Annotated in this window: 17 protein-coding genes; 8 read left to right on the forward strand and 9 right to left on the reverse strand. The window is 68.1% G+C overall.

The window, feature by feature from the left end:
- Positions 1-395: 395 nt before the first annotated feature.
- Entirely contained in the window at positions 396-1241 is an 846-nt protein-coding gene (locus DM816_RS04685) for a helix-turn-helix domain-containing protein (protein WP_117208813.1), read from the forward strand.
- 796 nt (positions 1242-2037) lie between these two features.
- On the opposite strand, the gene DM816_RS04690 is transcribed toward DM816_RS04685, so the two are convergent.
- Positions 2038-2697 (reverse strand): DUF305 domain-containing protein, encoded by a 660-nt coding sequence (locus tag DM816_RS04690; RefSeq protein WP_162907115.1) that lies wholly within the window; start codon positions 2695-2697, stop codon positions 2038-2040.
- Positions 2698-2793: 96 nt separating this feature from the next.
- Between DM816_RS04690 and DM816_RS04695 the strand changes: the two genes are divergently transcribed.
- The 3 genes from DM816_RS04695 to DM816_RS04705 all read left to right on the forward strand — a co-directional run bounded on the left by DM816_RS04695 (position 2794) and on the right by DM816_RS04705 (position 5627).
- On the forward strand, positions 2794-4308 hold the full coding sequence (locus tag DM816_RS04695; RefSeq protein ID WP_117208815.1) for an LVIVD repeat-containing protein: 1515 nt from the start codon (positions 2794-2796) through the stop codon (positions 4306-4308).
- Positions 4309-4415: 107 nt separating this feature from the next.
- Entirely contained in the window at positions 4416-4895 is a 480-nt protein-coding gene (locus DM816_RS04700) for a MarR family winged helix-turn-helix transcriptional regulator (RefSeq protein ID WP_117208816.1), read from the forward strand.
- A 105-nt stretch (positions 4896-5000) separates the two neighbouring features.
- The gene (locus DM816_RS04705; RefSeq protein ID WP_117208817.1) at positions 5001-5627 is read left to right on the forward strand and encodes a GTP cyclohydrolase II; all 627 of its coding nucleotides are present in this window, start codon (positions 5001-5003) and stop codon (positions 5625-5627) included.
- Here the strand turns inward: DM816_RS04705 and DM816_RS04710 are convergent.
- Together DM816_RS04710 and DM816_RS04715 are read right to left on the reverse strand one after the other, a co-directional pair.
- On the reverse strand, positions 5614-6384 hold the full coding sequence (locus tag DM816_RS04710; RefSeq protein ID WP_117208818.1) for an SAM-dependent methyltransferase: 771 nt from the start codon (positions 6382-6384) through the stop codon (positions 5614-5616). The two genes, DM816_RS04705 and DM816_RS04710, sit on opposite strands and share 14 nt — an antisense overlap.
- Before the next feature lie 485 nt (positions 6385-6869).
- Entirely contained in the window at positions 6870-7766 is an 897-nt protein-coding gene (locus DM816_RS04715) for a Gfo/Idh/MocA family protein (protein WP_211588548.1), read from the reverse strand.
- A gap of 15 nt (positions 7767-7781) precedes the next feature.
- Here DM816_RS04715 and DM816_RS04720 point away from each other — a divergent pair, with 15 nt between their 5' ends.
- A complete protein-coding gene (locus DM816_RS04720; RefSeq protein ID WP_117208820.1) occupies positions 7782-8309 on the forward strand; it encodes a GNAT family N-acetyltransferase in 528 nt (175 codons plus the stop codon).
- 247 nt (positions 8310-8556) lie between these two features.
- Positions 8557-9225 (forward strand): neutral zinc metallopeptidase, encoded by a 669-nt coding sequence (locus DM816_RS04725; RefSeq protein ID WP_117208821.1) that lies wholly within the window; start codon positions 8557-8559, stop codon positions 9223-9225.
- On the opposite strand, the gene DM816_RS04730 is transcribed toward DM816_RS04725, so the two are convergent.
- The gene (locus DM816_RS04730) at positions 9185-10072 is read right to left on the reverse strand and encodes a helix-turn-helix transcriptional regulator (RefSeq protein WP_117208822.1); all 888 of its coding nucleotides are present in this window, start codon (positions 10070-10072) and stop codon (positions 9185-9187) included. The two genes, DM816_RS04725 and DM816_RS04730, sit on opposite strands and share 41 nt — an antisense overlap.
- Before the next feature lie 76 nt (positions 10073-10148).
- On the opposite strand from DM816_RS04730, the gene DM816_RS04735 reads away from it, so the two are divergent.
- Together DM816_RS04735 and DM816_RS04740 are read left to right on the forward strand one after the other, a co-directional pair.
- Positions 10149-10985, forward strand: a complete 837-nt coding sequence (locus DM816_RS04735; protein WP_117208823.1) for an SDR family oxidoreductase — start codon at positions 10149-10151, stop codon at positions 10983-10985.
- Positions 10986-10995: 10 nt separating this feature from the next.
- Entirely contained in the window at positions 10996-11751 is a 756-nt protein-coding gene (locus DM816_RS04740) for a class I SAM-dependent DNA methyltransferase (RefSeq protein WP_162907116.1), read from the forward strand.
- Positions 11752-11757: 6 nt separating this feature from the next.
- Here DM816_RS04740 and DM816_RS04745 read toward each other — a convergent pair whose 3' ends face one another.
- The 5 genes from DM816_RS04745 to DM816_RS04760 form a co-directional block, all read right to left on the reverse strand.
- The gene (locus DM816_RS04745) at positions 11758-12450 is read right to left on the reverse strand and encodes a DUF5825 family protein (RefSeq protein WP_117208825.1); all 693 of its coding nucleotides are present in this window, start codon (positions 12448-12450) and stop codon (positions 11758-11760) included.
- Positions 12437-14266 carry a RiPP maturation radical SAM C-methyltransferase gene (locus tag DM816_RS04750; protein ID WP_117208826.1) on the reverse strand — a complete coding sequence of 610 codons (1830 nt, stop codon included), beginning with the start codon at positions 14264-14266 and terminating at the stop codon, positions 12437-12439. Before DM816_RS04750 ends, DM816_RS04745 begins: the two co-directional genes overlap by 14 nt.
- A 41-nt stretch (positions 14267-14307) precedes the next feature.
- Positions 14308-14436 carry a hypothetical protein gene (locus tag DM816_RS45135; RefSeq protein WP_281274294.1) on the reverse strand — a complete coding sequence of 43 codons (129 nt, stop codon included), beginning with the start codon at positions 14434-14436 and terminating at the stop codon, positions 14308-14310.
- 340 nt (positions 14437-14776) lie between these two features.
- Positions 14777-15589 carry a VOC family protein gene (locus tag DM816_RS04755; protein WP_117208827.1) on the reverse strand — a complete coding sequence of 271 codons (813 nt, stop codon included), beginning with the start codon at positions 15587-15589 and terminating at the stop codon, positions 14777-14779.
- Positions 15586-15918 carry an ArsR/SmtB family transcription factor gene (locus DM816_RS04760; RefSeq protein ID WP_117208828.1) on the reverse strand — a complete coding sequence of 111 codons (333 nt, stop codon included), beginning with the start codon at positions 15916-15918 and terminating at the stop codon, positions 15586-15588. The genes DM816_RS04755 and DM816_RS04760 overlap by 4 nt, the downstream gene beginning before the upstream one ends.
- Between the last annotated feature and the right edge of the window lie 18 nt (positions 15919-15936).

Raw genomic sequence — 15936 nt, forward strand, 5'->3', positions numbered from 1 at the left:
ATCCGACCGGTACCGGCAAGACCCGATGGGCGGTGCGTTGGAAGCCAGTCCTCAACGCTTTCGCCATCACGTTCGGTGACCGGTTCCCGGCCGCCGAGAACTACTGAAGATCCGCCGGAAACACCGTTACTGAAACAGACCCCTCTCTCTCGGGAGCAAAGATGTAACGTGCCGCGGCACGCGTCGGGAGTGTCAGAGGATCTTCGTGTTCGCGTTTCACCCGAGCGCCGGAAGCTGCGGGAACGCTTGGCAGGGCGCGGCGCTTACACCAGTGCGCCGATGGGCCCCACGTGTGCTGGCGGGGTATGCAAGTCGGGATGTCGCTCGAACGTGTGTAACGTTGCTCGCTTCGCCGACCGCTAGCGTGTCGGCGATTGGGTTGGTGTGATTGAGCAATGGACGCCATGGGGGACGTGCTTGACGCATCTGCTGCGCCTGAGGTGGTTGACGTCCCGGAGGCGATCGACGACTACCTGCGTGAGTTGCGGATGCTGGCCGACGCGAGCCAGCGGGAGATGGCGGTCAGGGCTAGGGTGCCGCTGTCGACGATCGCCGGGATCGAGTCGGGCGTCGTGCGCAACGTGCGGCTGGATACGTTGAGCCGGCTGGTGTCGGCGGCTGGTTGCACGCTCGCGATCCTCGATTGGCGTGGGCAAGTGGTGGCGCCGCGTGTCGAAGTGTTCCGGGATTTGGGTGGGCGGCGGTTACCGGCGCATCTCGATGTGCGGCCGTTCGAGCCGCTGTGGGATTGGCCGCCATACAACCGGCATGGGCCGCATACGTTTGACCGCAATCGTGACATGCGTGACTGGCTGCGGGCTGGCATGTCGCGGTCGTCGTATGTGGGTCCGGAGATGCGGGCGGTGCTGGTCGGCGAGCTGTGGGAGCAGATCGATTCCTGGGAGCGGGAGCAGGCGGAGCAGGCTGGCCGTGCCGTGGCGGGTGGGGAGGAAGCTGAGAGCGGCGCTGCCGAGCAGGAGCACTACGGCGTCGATGATCGCGGTGGTGACCTGACAGGCCCTGGTGAGCAGGCCGGGGGTGAGCACGAAGGCGATGGCGCGGGTGCTGGGCGCTCAGGTGATGACGGGGCGGATGACGACCAGGCCCGCCACGGACACACAGCGGGCAACAGGGCAGATGACAACCAGGCCCGCCACGGACACACAGCGGGCAACAGGGCAGATGACAACCCGGCCGACCACGGACACACAGCGGGCAACAGGGCAGGTCATGACGGGTGAAGGGCGAACGCGGTGACGTGGGCGTGGGGGTTCCCGTGCCCGTGGGCCACGCGACGGTGGTTTTGGCACCGAGCGCGAACCAGCCGAATGGCGGGCACGTTAAGGACGGTGAATACGGCAGGACCACGGGTCCGCCATCAAGAAGCGGCGACTTGTGAGAGAGCTTCCGCGGCTGCAGCGGCAGCTGGTGTGGGGTCAGCGATTCGGCGCTGGTTATTGGCATGGCTTGTGAGGGCTGAGGCGATCGCGGTTGTCGGTCATTGAGGTCAATCGGCGTGGTCGATCGGTGAGGTCGCTTCATACGATGGTTGCCCGAAACAGTTCGCGGGCCTCGTAGTGGGTTGGTTGCTGGCAGCGAATTCAGGCCAGTGGCACCGAGTGCGATTGGCGCGAAAATGAGCATGCCGGGCCGTTGTGGACACGCTGTAGACGCGGCGGTGTTGAAGCCCGACATCGCGACGGCGACCGCACTGGTGAGCACGATGTCGCGCAAACGCTTGTGTGTGAGCAGGAAACGTACCGGCGCGGCGAGCTTCTCGCGTACTGGTGGCGGCACCGACTTGACGCGCACAAGCGGGGCGAAAAGGCTTGGTAGGTAAATGAAAGCCTCGCGAGCGTGGCTAGGCTGCTCGGCGCGGTCATGTCGAGGATCCAGTCCGGCGACCATCATGGCATTGCTGCCGGAAACCGGAAAACAGCGAGATCAGGTGCGGCAGTCTTGAGTTGGGGGCGCATGTTCGACGTGCTGCCCGAAACCTGAGTCACCCCGGCATCAACTTTTTGTTGACGTGCGGTGTCAGGAGCCGAGGATCTCGCGCAGCCGTCCGATCTCGACGCTCTGCTCGAACGCCACCGCGTTGGCCATCTTCTCGACCATGTTTTCACCGTCGGAGCGCAGCCGCAGCTCTGCCATTGCTATCGCGCCCTCGTGGTGGGCGGACATCATGTCCACGAACATGCGGTCGAACTGCTCACCGCGAGCGTTGGCCAGGGCGCGCATCGCCTCGGGTGACTGCATGCCCGGCATGGACGCGTGGTCGTGATCGCCTGCGTCGGGTGCGCGCTCCGTCAGCCCGCGCGCCTGGAGCCACGCCCTGAACTGCAGGATTTCCGGCACCTGCGCGGCCTTGATGCGCTCGGCGATCGCCGCGATCTGCGGATTGCGGGCGCGTTGCGGCGCCAGCGCGGCCATCTCCAGGGCTTGCGTGTGGTGCGGGATCATCATGCGCACGAACCACACATCGGCCGCAGTGTATGCCGTGTCTGCGGGCGCCTTGACGGTGTCGGACGTCCCGACGGTCGCCGGTTCACCGGGCCGGCCGGGGATGATCACCCTTGTGCCTGGCGCCGGTTTTGGGCCGGCCGTGGGCGCACCGGCCGATGCGGTGAGGCCGAAGGCGGCCAGCACGCAGAGGGCAGGGATGAGGCTCGGCCGCAGCCGCCTCGGGTACCTCATAAAGGCCACCATAATGTCACATTGATCGCAGTGATAGTGACGTACATTTTATCGATACGCTTCATCATATGCCGTCACTCAGCTAAGGGGCCCGCTATGATCGCAAACACCCCACAAGGGTCGCGGCGCATCGGTTTCCTCGGGCTGGCAGCGGCCGTCGCGGTAGTCACCGCCATCGCCTCGGCCACGCCCGGCTACGCCCGCGCCCGCCCCCTCGACGACGACTGCACGCAACAGCCCGACGACATCATCGCCGAGCTGTGCCTGACGGAGGAGCAGGTGCGGGCGATGGACGACGCCGGCGCGTCGCTGGCTGTCGACGAGGTCAGCAGCAGCCGCAACATGCGCCAGGTCGCCAACCTCCCGAAGCAGGCACCGCTCGACACGGGCGTCGGATCCGACCTCGCCTTCCAGGACCACTACGCCTTTGTGGGCAACTACAACGGCTTTGTCGTGTACGACATCCGCAACCCGCGCCGTCCGTCGATCGTGACGCAGGTGCTGTGCCCCGGCTCGCAGAACGACATCTCGGTGTTCGGCGATCTGCTGTTCCTGTCCACCGACTCCTCGCGCAGCGACGACTCGTGCAACAGCATCAGCCAGCCCGCGTCGATGGAGGAATCGTGGGAGGGCATCAAGATTTTCGACATCAGCGACGTGCGCAACCCGCGCTACGTCAAGTCCGTGGAGACCGACTGCGGCTCACACACCCACACGCTCCTGCCATCGGCCGACCGCAGGACGGTCTACCTCTACATCTCGTCCTACTCCCCGAGGGCCAATTTCCCCGACTGCCAGCCGCCGCACGACCTGATTTCCATTGTGCGGGTACCGGTTGCGAACCCCACGGCCGCGGCCGTGGTCGCCAAGCCCAACCTGTTCCCGGACGGCGGCAACCCGCCCGGCGCGGGCGGCAGCAGCACATCCGGATGCCATGACATCACCGTGTACCCGGCGAAGCGACTGGCGGCGGGCGCGTGCATGGGCGACGGGATCCTGATGGACATCACCGACCCCGAAGCACCGCGCGTCATCACCCGGGTGCGCGACAACGTGAACTTCGCGTTCTGGCACTCCGCCACGTTCAACCAGACCGGCACGAAGGTCGTGTTCACCGATGAGCTGGGCGGCGGCACAGGCCCGACCTGCAACCCGACCGTGGGACCCAACCGCGGCGCGGACGCCATCTATGACATCGTCGGCGAGGGCGACGGCCGCACACTGGTGTTCCGCAGCTACTTCAAGATCCCGCGGACCAACACCAACACCGAGAACTGCGTGGCGCACAACGGCTCCATCGTCCCGACCATCATCGGCGACGTGATGGTGCAGGCGTGGTACCAGGGTGGCATCTCGGTGTGGGACTTCACGGATTCGGCGCACCCGTTCGAGATCGGCTTCTGGGAGCGCGGGCCGCTGTCGGAGAACGAGCTGGTCTTCGGCGGTTCGTGGTCGGCGTACTACTACAACGGCCACATCTACTCCAGCGACATCCAGAAGGGGCTGGACGTCCTGGAGCTGTGGGATCTGCGCACGATCACGGCCAACTTCCATCGCACGCATCAGCTCAACGTCCAGACCCAGCCGGTGTACTGGCCGTTCCGGCGCTGAGCGAGCGAGCACGGACAGGGACCGGCTCGCACACGTGGGCCGGTCCCCGCTGTATGGGTTGGCTACCCGCACCACACTTGCTTGAAGCGTCAAGTATCCTGGACCGCATGGGGACCGCGGAGCAGGAGCCGCGCTGGCTGGACGCCGACGAGATGCAGGCCTGGCTGGCCCTGGCCGGCGTGCTGGTCAGGCTGCCCGCGGCGCTCGACGCGCAGCTGCAGCGGGATGCCGGGGTGAGCCATTTCGAGTACCAGGTGATGGCCATGCTTTCCGAGGCACCACACCGCACGCTGCGCATGAGCGACCTCGCCCAGCTGGCCAACGGTTCCCTGTCGCGCCTGTCACACGTGGTCAACCGGCTGCAGAAGCGCGGCTGGGTAACGCGGCAGCCGTGCGCGTCGGACGGCCGGATCACCCTTGCCACACTGACCGAGGACGGCTGGGCCAAGATCGTGCAGACCGCACCCGGACACGTGGAGGCCGTGCGCGGCCTGGTTTTCGACCCCCTGACCGGCGCGCAGGTGCGCCAGCTCAACGAGATCGGCCGCCGCATCCTGCGCACGATCGACGCCGAGGAGCGCGATTGATTCCCGGTTGCCGCCGGTGTGTCGGATCTCTCGCTCAGTTGACGCTTCAACCAATACGGGCCTAGGCTCAGCCCTGAACTTGAAGCTTCAAGTAAGGGGTCGGACATGACGATCGTGGCAGACGCCCCCGCGTCGCAGATCCGCACGAGCGTGCGCGTGCCGCTGCGCTTCGGAGACGGATACACCACCGAGGCCGACGTGTACACGTTCACTAACCTCGCCGACGGCAAGGAGCACCTGGCGCTCGGGCTCGGGGACCATCGCGGTGCCATCGTGCCACTGGTGCGGGCGCACTCCGAGTGCCTCACGGGAGACGTGTTCGGCTCGGCCCGCTGCGACTGCGGCGCGCAATTGCGCGAGGCCGTGGAGCGGATCGCGGCGACCGGTGGCTATCTGCTCTACCTGCGCCAGGAGGGCCGTGGCATCGGGCTCTATGCCAAGCTGGACGCCTATAGCCTGCAAGACCTGGGCATGGACGCCTACGCCGCCAACCGCGCCCTCGGCCACGCCGACGACGAGCGGGATTACACCGTCGCCGCGCAGATGCTCGACGCGCTCGGTGTGGGCACGGTCGACCTGCTGACGAACAACCCCGACAAGCCGGCCCAACTGCGCGCGCTCGGTGTCGATGTGCGCGAGGTGCACCCGACAGGCGTGCACGCCTCGCCCGAAAACCTGCGCTACCTGGCGGCGAAGGTCGCCCACACCGCTCACACCATCAGGCTGCCATGAAGGCCGTCGTGCCGCGTCGCTTGAGCGCGAACACCCCCCACCCCAGATAGGTGCGCAGATAGCGCACATATTGGAGTGGCGCGGTGTCGAGCTCGGCGCGCATCCGCGATGCCAGCTCATCGCCGGGGTTGGCGTCCAGCCACGCCCGCACGGAGAACCACTGCGCCGCAAAGTATCTGTCCCAGCCGTCCTCGTTGGCGAGCACCATCTCGACGAGATCCCAGCCCCGCTGCCGGAACAGCTCGACGAGCCCGGGCAGGTCGCGATAGTCGTCTTTGGACGACGCGTGGCAGGCTTCGACCGTCGCCTGGTCGGGTGGGTCGGCCCGCCAGTACGGCTCGCCGATCAGCACCAGCCCGCCCGGCCGCAAACTGCGCTCAAGCAGGTCGAGCGTGCCCGCGACGCCGGCGCCGATCCAGGTCGCGCCGATGCACGCGGCCACGTCAACAGGAGTGTCCGCGGCGTAGCCCGACGCGTCGCCGTGCACGAGCGTCACCCGGTCGGCGACGCCCAGCTCGACGGCGCGCTCACGCGCCGACTGGGTGAACGCCGTGCTGATGTCGACGCCAGTGCCCGTGATGCCGTGCTCCCGAGCCCACAGGCACAGCATCTCGCCGCTGCCGCTGGCCAGGTCGAGCATCGTCATCCCGGGCCGCAGGCCGATGGCCCGCCCGAGCACGGCGAACTTCTCCTCGGTGAACGGGTTGTGTATGCGGTGGCCGCTCTCGCGGATGACAAACTCACGTGATAGATCCACTGGTGGAAGTCCTTACGTCCGAACGGATTGTGGGGGGTCTGCGGGGTTGATGACAACGGCCACGGCGACGACCCACATGAAACGCACCTCCGGAAGACGTAGGGCTGCCAACCTAACCCTCCCGGGAAGCCGGCGTCGAGCGGTTTTCACGGCCGTCGGGCGTCGGCGTGGGGCACGGCAAGCGGCGGGCGCCCAGCACAGACCATGTGCGTTCAGCGCTACGTCTCTGCTCCGAGTAGCCGGAGCAAAGACGTAGCGCGCAACAGCACACCCCGGCCGGCCTCCGCGACGGGTGGGACGATCCGGCACCACTGGTTCTCGTGCCACGACGGCACGAGCGCGGTCGGGCGCCTGACCGGGGTGATGGACGAGCCGAGCGCGATCCGGCTCTCGGTGACCGCGCGCGGCCGACGAGACGGCGAGACCGCGAGACCGCGAGACCGCGAGACCGCGAGACCGCGAGACCGCGAGACGGCGAGACGGCTCTATCGGCGCGAGGGCTTTACCGCGCGCTCGCTCGTGCTTGAGGCCTCAGCGGCGGCGAGGATCGCGGTCACCTCGCGTCCGAAGTGGACGTCGAGTGGGTGGGAGCCATCGGACGCCAGGAGCTCGGAGATGGCCCGCTCGTACGACCCGAGGGTGTTGCCGTCGAAGCTGGGCAGGGTCAGCCAGCCATGCTCGCCGTGCAGCACGGTCTCGATGCGCGCCGCCTCCAAAGCCGAGTCGAGGGTCAGCTCCATCGTGCTCACGGCACCGCTTTCGTGGCGCAGGGTCGCATATGTTGTCTGCCTTGGCCCTGCGGTGGCCGTCACCGACTCGACCGGGCCCAAGACCGGGAGCAGGAGGGACAGCGTGTGCGGCCCGAGGTCCCACAGGCCGCCGTGCTGCTGCCGCCAGACCGAGTCCGCATAGGGACTTCCGGGCGCGAAGATGGAACCGAAGAACGTCGCCCGGCCGCCGAGCCAGCCGCCGGTACTAGAAGCATTTTCAAGCGCCGCAACGGTCGTCGGCTGGAAGCGGTTGGTGAAGAATATGACCGAGGACAGCCCGCGCGCTTCGACCTCGGCCACCACCGCGTCGGCCGCCTCGACCGACAGCGCGAGCGGCTTGTCCAGCAGCAGGTGGCGGCCCGCCTCGGCCGCGCGCAGAGCCAGCTCCGCCTGGATGTCGGGCGGCAGGGCGACCGCCACCGCGTCGACATCGGCCAGCAGCTTATCGATTGATTCATATGGATGTATCGCGAGAGCGCCCGCGAGATCGGCCGCCTTCGACGGATCCCTGCCCCACACGCCCACCAGTTCGACATCGGCATGCGCGGCCAGCGCGGCCCCGTGCACGGTGCGCGCCCAATAACCGGTGCCCAAAAGCCCGAATCTCATCACGCTAAAGTCAATCACATGGCGCTCACGTTCCGCCCGGCTACAGCCGCCGACGTCCCGGCGGTGGTCGCGCTCGTCGAGTCGGCCTATCGCGGTGACTCCAGCCGTGTGGGATGGACCACCGAGGCCGACCTCTTGCAAGGCCAGCGCACCGACGCGGAGGCCGTCACCGGCATCGTGGCCGACCCGGGCAGCGTGCTGCTGCTGGCCCAGCGTGACGGCGAGCTCGTGGCGTGCTGCCAACTGGAGCGGCGCGAGGGCTACGCGTATTTCGGGATGTTCTCGGTGCGGCCCGAGTCGCAGGCGGGCGGCATCGGCAAGGCCGTGCTCGCGGAGGCCGAGCGGGTGGCGCGCGACGAGTGGGGCGTCGGCGAAATGCACATGACCGTCATCTCCCTGCGCGAGGACCTCATCGGGTGGTACGTGCGGCGTGGCTACGCCCGCACCGGCAAGATGAGCCCATTCCCTTACGGCGACGAGCGTTTCGGGCTCCCACAGCGCGACGATCTGGAGTTCGAGCTGCTCGTAAAATCGCTTGAGGGATAGCGCGGGAGTTCCTATCGTTTCAGGCGTGCTTCGTTTCGCCAGTGCCTCAGGTTGATTCGCACACTACGCGCGCCCGGGATCGTGCCCACACGCCATGGCTGCCCGCCGCGCCGGTCCGCGAGCCCTTGGCGCTGAAGGACCGGCGGGCCTGCTACCCCCGCCGGTCCGATCTTCCTACCGCGCATCTCGCACACTCCCAACCAATCGAGGGGTGTCGAATTGAGATGACACGGGTAGTAGGGAAGGTATGTTTTCGCGCCTACTGGTCACAGCGGTCGCCACGGTCGCGGTCCTGGCGTGCTTCGTCGGCCCCCAGGAGCGGGATCAAGGAGGCGACGGCGGGGGCGGCAGCGGCTCCCGGATGACCGCCGAGGAGTTCCAGCGCGACCTGGAAGGCGCGGTCGCGACCGCCGAGCGCTATTGGCGTGCCCGCGTGGACGGGTTCGACCCGGTCAACGACGTCGTGCCGTACCTGCGCGGCGGCGAGGTGAGCTGTGGCGGCCAGGGCCTGCCCGACAACAACGCGGCCTACTGCCCGGCCGGTGACTTCATCGCCTACGACGCCGACTGGGCGGTCGCGGCGTTCCGGCAGCTCGGCGACGCGTTCCTGTTCTACCTGCTCGGACACGAGTATGCGCACGCCATCCAGGTCCAGCTCGGCGTGCGGCATCAGTTCACCATCCAGGCCGAGCTTCAGGCCGACTGCATGGCGGGGGCCTACATCGGCGATTCCGTGCGCGCCAACCAGCTCACGCTGGAGGAGGGTGACCTCGATGAGCTGCGCACCGGGCTGATCGCGGTGGGCGACGACCCGGATCAGCCATGGTTCGAGCAGGGCGCCCACGGCTCGCCCGAGCAGCGCACGCAGGCGTTCTTCAACGGCTACGAGCAGTCGCTCGACCCATGCGGGCTGTGAGCTTGTGTAGATAGGACCGGAATGAAGCGGGCTCGACGACCTCGAATTCGGCCTCGATGGCGGTCAGGATCAGCACGGGCCAGTCGAACTCGTCGACGTCGAGCACCAGCCGGCACGACCCGTCATCGATGGCAAACACGCGGCCACCCGTCTGCGCGGTGACCTTCTCCACCGCCTCCGCACCCGCGTGCACCACCACCTCTATGCGGTGCCGCGTCGGCCGCTCGCGCAGCACATAACCCGCCGCGTCAAACTCGCGCTGCCGGAACCGCGCGCCGGTGGTGACCGGATCCCTGAGCCGGTCGACCCGGAAACTGCGCCAGTCGCCCCGGTCCAGATCCCACGCCACCAGATACCACCTGTGCCGCACCGAGACCAGCCGGTGCGGCTCCACATGACGCGGCCCGCTCGGATAGGCGAAGCGGAGCCGCTCACCGTCGCGGCAGGCGAGCGCGAGCACCCCGAGCGCGGCCGCGTCCACCGACTGTCCACTCGCGACAGCAGGCACGCTGTAGTCGCGCACCGCGTCGACCCGCCGCTGCAGCCGCGCCGGCATCACCTGCACCACCTTCGCCAGGGCCTGGGCTGCTGTCTCGTGGGCCGAGCCGCGCAGCGCGACGGCGATCGCCACCGCCTCGTCGTCGTCGAGCAGCAGCGGTGGCATGGCCGCGCCTGAGCGCAGTTGATAGCCGCCCGCAACACCGCGCCCGGCCTCAACCGGGTAGCCCAGCTCGCGCAGCCGGTCGATGTCGCGCCGCAGCGTGCGTTCGCTGACCGCGAGCCGCCGCGCCAACTCGCCGCCGGGCCAGTAGCGGTGCGTCTGCAGCAGCGAGAGCAGCCGCAGCATGCGTTCGCTCGTGCTCGCCAACCCACCGCCGCCTTTCAGGTCAAAAACTGGCCGGAATCCATTCTAGCCTCGGCTTATGAAGATTCTCGTGACAGGTGCGACGGGCTTCGTCGGCCGCAACGTCGTGTCCCAGCTGCTCGCGTCCGGCCACCAGGTGCGCGCGCTCACCCGTACCCCGGCCAAGGCGCGCTTCGCACCGGAGGTCGAGGTCGTGGACTCCGCCGACTTCACCGGCGTCGACGCGGTGTACCTCTTCCCCATCGAAGAGCAGGCACAGGAGTGGGTGGACTGCGCCAAGGCCGCGGGCGTCACGCGCATCGTCGACCTGTCTGCCGCCTCCGTGACCGTGGGCCTGCACACCAACCCGGTCGAGCGGATCGTCGAGGCGTCGGGGCTGGCGTGGACGCACGTGCGACCGGGCGGTTTCATGGCCAACATGCTGCAGATCTGGGCTCCCGCGATCCGCGCCGAACGCGTCGTGCGCTACCCGTTCGCCGACGAGCCCATGAACCTTATCCACGAGGCCGACATCGCGGCGGTCGCGGTGGCCTCGCTCACTGCGGACGGCCACCACGGCAAGGCCTACACGCTTACCGGCCCGGGTGGCGTCACCGTGCGCGAGCAGGTGCGGGCCATCGCCGACGCGCTCGGCGAAGACGTCCGCTACGAGGAGGTGACCCGCGAGCGGGCACGTGAACTGATGAAGGCGCAGGGCGGGTTCGCCGCCGACTCCGCCGATCTCATGCTCGGCTTCGCGGATTACGACGGTGCTGCGGCCGCCGGCGAGGACGGCTACTCCGACCAGGACTGGTCGGCGCTGGAGCGCACGTGGCCGGACGTGGAAATGGTGACCGGGCGCCCGCCCCGCACGTTCGCCGAGTGGGCACGCGACCACGCATCGGACTTCCGCTAGAGTGCCCCGTGTGGAGGGCTTCTCGGCCTCGCTGTATGGGGACGCCATAGCGGATTACTACGACGAGTTTTTCGTACCGGAGGCGCACTCCGTCTATGGTCGCAGCGAAACGCTTGACAGCGCTGACTTTTTGGCCAAGCATGCGCTGGGCGGCTCGGCGTTCGAGGTCGGCGTCGGGACCGGCCGGGTCGCGCTGGCCCTCGCCGAGCGCGGTGTCGACGTCATGGGCATCGAGGTTTCGGCTCGGATGATCGCGCGCCTGCGGACCAAGCCCGGCGGCAAGCGGTTGCGCGTGATCCAGGGCGACTTCCTCATCGAGCCGGTCGAGGAGCGGTTCGGCCTGGTGTTCGCGGTGTTCAACCTGCTGGTCGCGTTCACCACGCAGGAGGACCAGGTGACGTTCTTCCGCAAGGCCGCGCGGTGCCTGGCCCCCGACGGTGTGCTCATCGTGGAAAACGCCATGCCGCAGCGGGGCCGGTCCGAGCCGTCCGGGTTGCTGCTGCGCCGCATGGCACAAGACCACGTGCTCGCGAGCGCCTACACGTTCGACGTCGCCACGCAGCGGGTGGAGATGCAACATATCCTGGTGCAGCAGGACGGGCTGAAGTTGTTCCCAGTGCACGGCAGGCACGTCTGGCCGTCCGAAATGGACTTGATGGCGCGCCTGGCCGGGCTGCGACTTGACTACCGTTCGGGCGGATGGCGCGGAGAGCCGTTCACGGCCGATTCCATGCGCCACATCTCGGTCTACCGACTGGACGGATAGGCGCGGCTACAGGGGATTGACCGGCCACGCGCGCAGCCGGTAGGGCAGCCACACCGCCCGGCCCGCGAACACCGCGACCAGACCGGCCTCGCGCAGCGCGGCATCCGCACCCTCCAAACCGGACGGCCGGTTCAGCTCGCGACCGAACAGCGGTGTCAAGGTGTCGGAGACGATCGTCAGCTGCTGCAGGCCGTCGCGGCAGTCGAGCACCTCGACGAAGCCGGGCCCGCGGCGCCAACCCAGCATGCCGAACTTCCAATCACGGCACCACATCTCGTCGTTGCCCGGCGGTGGAAGGTGCCGCGCGTGCGGGCGGGCGGGCGGCGGCATGGTGCCGTTCCAGCGCAGCGGCAGTCCAAACGCGACGGTCGCCTTGCTCATCTCGAACCACTCGGGCAGCTCGGCCTCGGCCAGCTCGCGGTGGCCGTCGATCTGCAGCCGCGCCACCCCGGCCAGCGCCAGGTCGCGCACCGCACGGACCGGTACGCTCCCGTTGGTGCGCACCACGACGCGCAGCCCCGCCACGCCGGTGTCGCGCAACAGCCAGGCCAGCTCACCGACCACCGACACATCACATTGGACAGTGAGCTCGTGCATCCGCGGGCCGGCGACGAATTTGCCGAACGTCCGTGCCACCGCACGGACCGCGGACGACTCGGTGAACGGTGCCCGCAGTGCCTGCAGCCTACGCTGCGGCATCGCGCACTCCCGGCACGGCGAGGGCCACCCACGTGCCCGCGTCCTCATACACCAGCCCGTCGGCCTTCCACTCGCCGAGCCACTCGCGCAGGTCCGGCTGATCCCCGAGCACGGCAAGCAATCCGGGCATCGTCAGGTGCCGCGCGAGCGCGAGATAGGCGCTGGCCCGCGCGCCCCGCAGCACGTGATCGCGGGCCGGCCAACCGATCCGGCGGTCCTCGATGACCACGACATCGTCGACGGCACGGCAGGTCATCGAAGAACGCGCAGAGCGCTCCCGCCACTGCTCGACCACGATGGCCAGCTTGGCGGCGTCGTTGTCATCGATGCCCTTGGGTGGATACTCGAACGTGTATGCGAGCTCCAACAGCTCCTCGCCGTCGAGGTCGTAGACGAGGGGGTACCACGCAGCGGGCAGCAGCGGTTCGTCGACCCCGAGCGTCGGGTCGTCGAACAGGGGCGAGAACCGGTCGAGCGTCACCCGCGTGATCCCGTTGGGCGGGGGCAGATGCACCAGCGCGGGGATCTGTTCCGCCACGTGCGCGTAGTCGGTGAGCCACCGTTCGCCCGGGAAGCCGTACAAGTAATTCCACATCGGATGAATGCCGTGCTCGCGGAACAGCCGCAGCGCCCGCACCTGGGCCGCGCCCGTCGCGCCCTTGTTCATCAGCGCGAGCACGCGCGAGGACAGGCTCTCGATGCCCGGCTGCACCGTGGTGACGCCGGCCGCGGCCAGGGAGGCCATCTGTTCCGGCTTGAGGTTGGACTTCACCTCGTAGAAGATGTTCAGATCCCAGTCCAGCGCGGCCAGCCACGGCAGCAGCGTATCGAAATAGGACGGATCCAAAATGTTGTCGCTCAGCATCACGTCGAGCACACCGAACTTGGCCACCGCGCTGCTGATCTCGTCGAAGGCCCGCTTGGCGGGCTTGGACCGGAAGCCGATCCCGCCGCCGTTGAGCCCGCAGAACGTGCACTGCCGCTTCTCGCCCCACCAGCAGCCGCGCGAGGTCTCCAGGCGCAGCGCGAGCCCGTTGATCCAGGGGCGCGCGGGCGAGGCGTGCACCGCCTCGAAGAACGGGTCGACCTTCGCCACCGGCAGCAGGTGACCCGGCGTGGGCCTTGCCACATAAGGGTTTTCGTGTGCGCGGCCGTCGGCGTCACGCCAGCACAGCCCGGTCACGTCCGCCATCGCGCGTTGTCCCGCGAACGCCTCCAGCAGTTCGCGCACGGGCCGCTCGCCCTCGCCGCGCACGACGTAGTCCAGCTGTGGGAAGTTGCGGTGCAGCGCGGCTCCCATCGGACCGTCGCAGTTGGCCCCGCCCATCACGATGGGCAGGTCGGGGCGGCGGCGTTTGAGCGCGGCGGCGAGCGCGAGCGAGGGCACGTTCTGCTCGAACGCCGAGCTGATCCCGACGAGATCGGGCCGGGTCGCGAGCACGCGATCGGCGGTCAGCTCGACAAAGCGCGGGGCGAGCCGGTGCATCCGCTCGGCGGCGTCGGCGTGCGCGTATCCCTTGTGCTCCAGATGTTCCCGGAACCGGGTCAGCCGCCAGCCCGGCTCGTACAGCGCCGAGCTGAACACCCACTCCCCCACGCCGTAGGCGAAGCCCGTGTCGCACACGATGTGGTAGTCGTCCGGGGAAAGCTCGCCGCCCGTTTGGTGGTTGCCCGCAAGGTACTCGGCAAATTGCAAATTGCCATAGATCTGGGTAACCTCACAACCGAGGTCGGTCAGGACCGTGTCCAATACGGACAGTGCAAGGGAGGGCCAGTGAAGCGCCTGCCAAGGCATGCTGACCAGGCTCACGCGCATACACCGGCACCTCTCTCGCGCCACTTGTAGCCGAGCAAGCGTCAGTGGACGGTCGGGACGAAGACGTCGATGCGCGGGCGACGGCCGGACACTATCTTCACCGTCCGGACGATCGCCCGCTCACCCTGGGGTTGCGGCTCGATCTTCACCGATCTAGCCGACACGGACATCTGTTGCACATCAACCTCCGGTGGTTACGGACGGTATGAGTATCAAGTGGGATGTCACTCAGAGTCAACCTGAACCGGGAGCGCTTCCAAACTTCGGCAAGAACGTCCTGCTCGCCGCCGGTAGCGACCAGATCGCTTGGGCACAAATAAAATCGCCGACGACGGGCCATGGCGCCCGCAGCCGGCGATCTGTGGACCTATGCTTGACGATTCGCTTGGCACATCACGGGTGCCGAGCCGGACCGGTGGAGGCATCGGCAAAACCGTGCTCCATCGTCCGATGTGGTCACTCAGGGTTGATGTTCACGTTCACTGTGTGCGACTGTGAAGTGGGCCGATGTCACGCGCCGGCGCGCATCGAGGGCGACGCCTGAACGAACGTCCAGCGGTGCCCGCCGATGTCCTCGGCCACGTAGGCACGGTAACCGTGCTGGCGGATGCCCTCGACGATGATCGCGCCCGCCGCCACCGCGTGGGCGTGGTGCGCGTCCAGGTCATCGACGTACACCCAAACCGTGTGCGAGACCGGCTCCGGCGCCCGCTTTCCGTCCAATGGGGACAGTATGATGGCCACGTCGCCCATGTGCAGCTCGACCCACGATCGCTGCTCGCCCTCGGTGGGGATGCCGTCCCACGAGCCGAACCCGAACGCGCGTGCGAGCCAGCGCGCCGCAGCGGGCGGGTCCTCGTAGTGCAGGCCGACGCTGACGCGCGCCAGCCGGTGCGGTGGGCGGGACGGGTCGTGGTTTTCGCACCACGGCACGAGCCAGCGGATGACGTTGGGCCAGAACAGCGCGGCGCGTGTCTCGTCGGCGCCCGGCAGCAGGTAATGCTCGACGCTGACCCGCGTGCCCGACCCGGTGGCCTCGAACTGGATGTCGACCTCGCTCTCGTCGACGCTGCTGCGGTAGACGAGGCGGCTGCCCGGCTCCCACACGGTGATCCGGCCGAGCTCAAGGGCGTCGTCCTGGTACACCTCCACAATCCGTCCGCCGACGCCGGGCTCGATCCGCTTGCCGAGCGACCCGGACGTGTCCCAGTTGTTGATGGGTCCGGGCACCCACCAGCGGTCTATCTCCTCGGTGAACGCCCGGAACGCAGTGGCCGGGTCGACACTTACCTCCACGGCCGCGAAGGCCGACTTGCGGGTCATTTGCGGGTCCTCTCCACATGCTTGGCGAACGCGCCCAGCTGCTCGTCCCACTGCGCCTGCATCTGATCCAGCCAGGCCTGCAGCGCCACGATCGGCTCTCGCCGCAGCCGGAACACGCGCAGCCGCGCGTCGCCCGGCACCCGCTCGTCGCTGACCACGCCCGCGTTGAGCAGGATTCGTAGGTGGCGACTGATCACGGGCGGGGAGGCGCCGATCGCCTGGGCAAGCTCGCCGGCCCGCAATGGGCGCTCCCCGAGCAGCTGCACCAGCCGGCGCCGGGTCGGATCGGCCAGCGTGTCGAGGAACGACTCCACCTCACTGGTAATCACCCGCTAATAGTTAATGAC

Source organism: Allorhizocola rhizosphaerae, from assembly GCF_003426775.1.
In the GTDB taxonomy this organism is placed as follows: Bacteria; Actinomycetota; Actinomycetes; order Mycobacteriales; family Micromonosporaceae; genus Allorhizocola; species Allorhizocola rhizosphaerae.

What these genes read in the sequence shown, in the direction of transcription:
- DM816_RS04730 (WP_117208822.1), bottom strand. Translation starts at nt 10,072, where the DNA reads ATGCTGCGGCTGCTCTCGCTGCTGCAGACGCACCGCTACTGGCCCGGC.
- DM816_RS04755 (WP_117208827.1), bottom strand. Translation starts at nt 15,589, where the DNA reads ATGACCCGCAAGTCGGCCTTCGCGGCCGTGGAGGTAAGTGTCGACCCG.
- DM816_RS45135 (WP_281274294.1), bottom strand. Translation starts at nt 14,436, where the DNA reads ATGTCCGTGTCGGCTAGATCGGTGAAGATCGAGCCGCAACCCCAGGGT.
- DM816_RS04705 (WP_117208817.1), top strand. Translation starts at nt 5,001, where the DNA reads ATGACGATCGTGGCAGACGCCCCCGCGTCGCAGATCCGCACGAGCGTG.
- DM816_RS04695 (WP_117208815.1), top strand. Translation starts at nt 2,794, where the DNA reads ATGATCGCAAACACCCCACAAGGGTCGCGGCGCATCGGTTTCCTCGGG.
- DM816_RS04700 (WP_117208816.1), top strand. Translation starts at nt 4,416, where the DNA reads ATGGGGACCGCGGAGCAGGAGCCGCGCTGGCTGGACGCCGACGAGATG.
- DM816_RS04690 (WP_162907115.1), bottom strand. Translation starts at nt 2,697, where the DNA reads ATGAGGTACCCGAGGCGGCTGCGGCCGAGCCTCATCCCTGCCCTCTGC.
- DM816_RS04745 (WP_117208825.1), bottom strand. Translation starts at nt 12,450, where the DNA reads ATGCCGCAGCGTAGGCTGCAGGCACTGCGGGCACCGTTCACCGAGTCG.
- DM816_RS04685 (WP_117208813.1), top strand. Translation starts at nt 396, where the DNA reads ATGGACGCCATGGGGGACGTGCTTGACGCATCTGCTGCGCCTGAGGTG.
- DM816_RS04735 (WP_117208823.1), top strand. Translation starts at nt 10,149, where the DNA reads ATGAAGATTCTCGTGACAGGTGCGACGGGCTTCGTCGGCCGCAACGTC.
- DM816_RS04725 (WP_117208821.1), top strand. Translation starts at nt 8,557, where the DNA reads ATGTTTTCGCGCCTACTGGTCACAGCGGTCGCCACGGTCGCGGTCCTG.
- DM816_RS04750 (WP_117208826.1), bottom strand. Translation starts at nt 14,266, where the DNA reads ATGCGCGTGAGCCTGGTCAGCATGCCTTGGCAGGCGCTTCACTGGCCC.
- DM816_RS04720 (WP_117208820.1), top strand. Translation starts at nt 7,782, where the DNA reads ATGGCGCTCACGTTCCGCCCGGCTACAGCCGCCGACGTCCCGGCGGTG.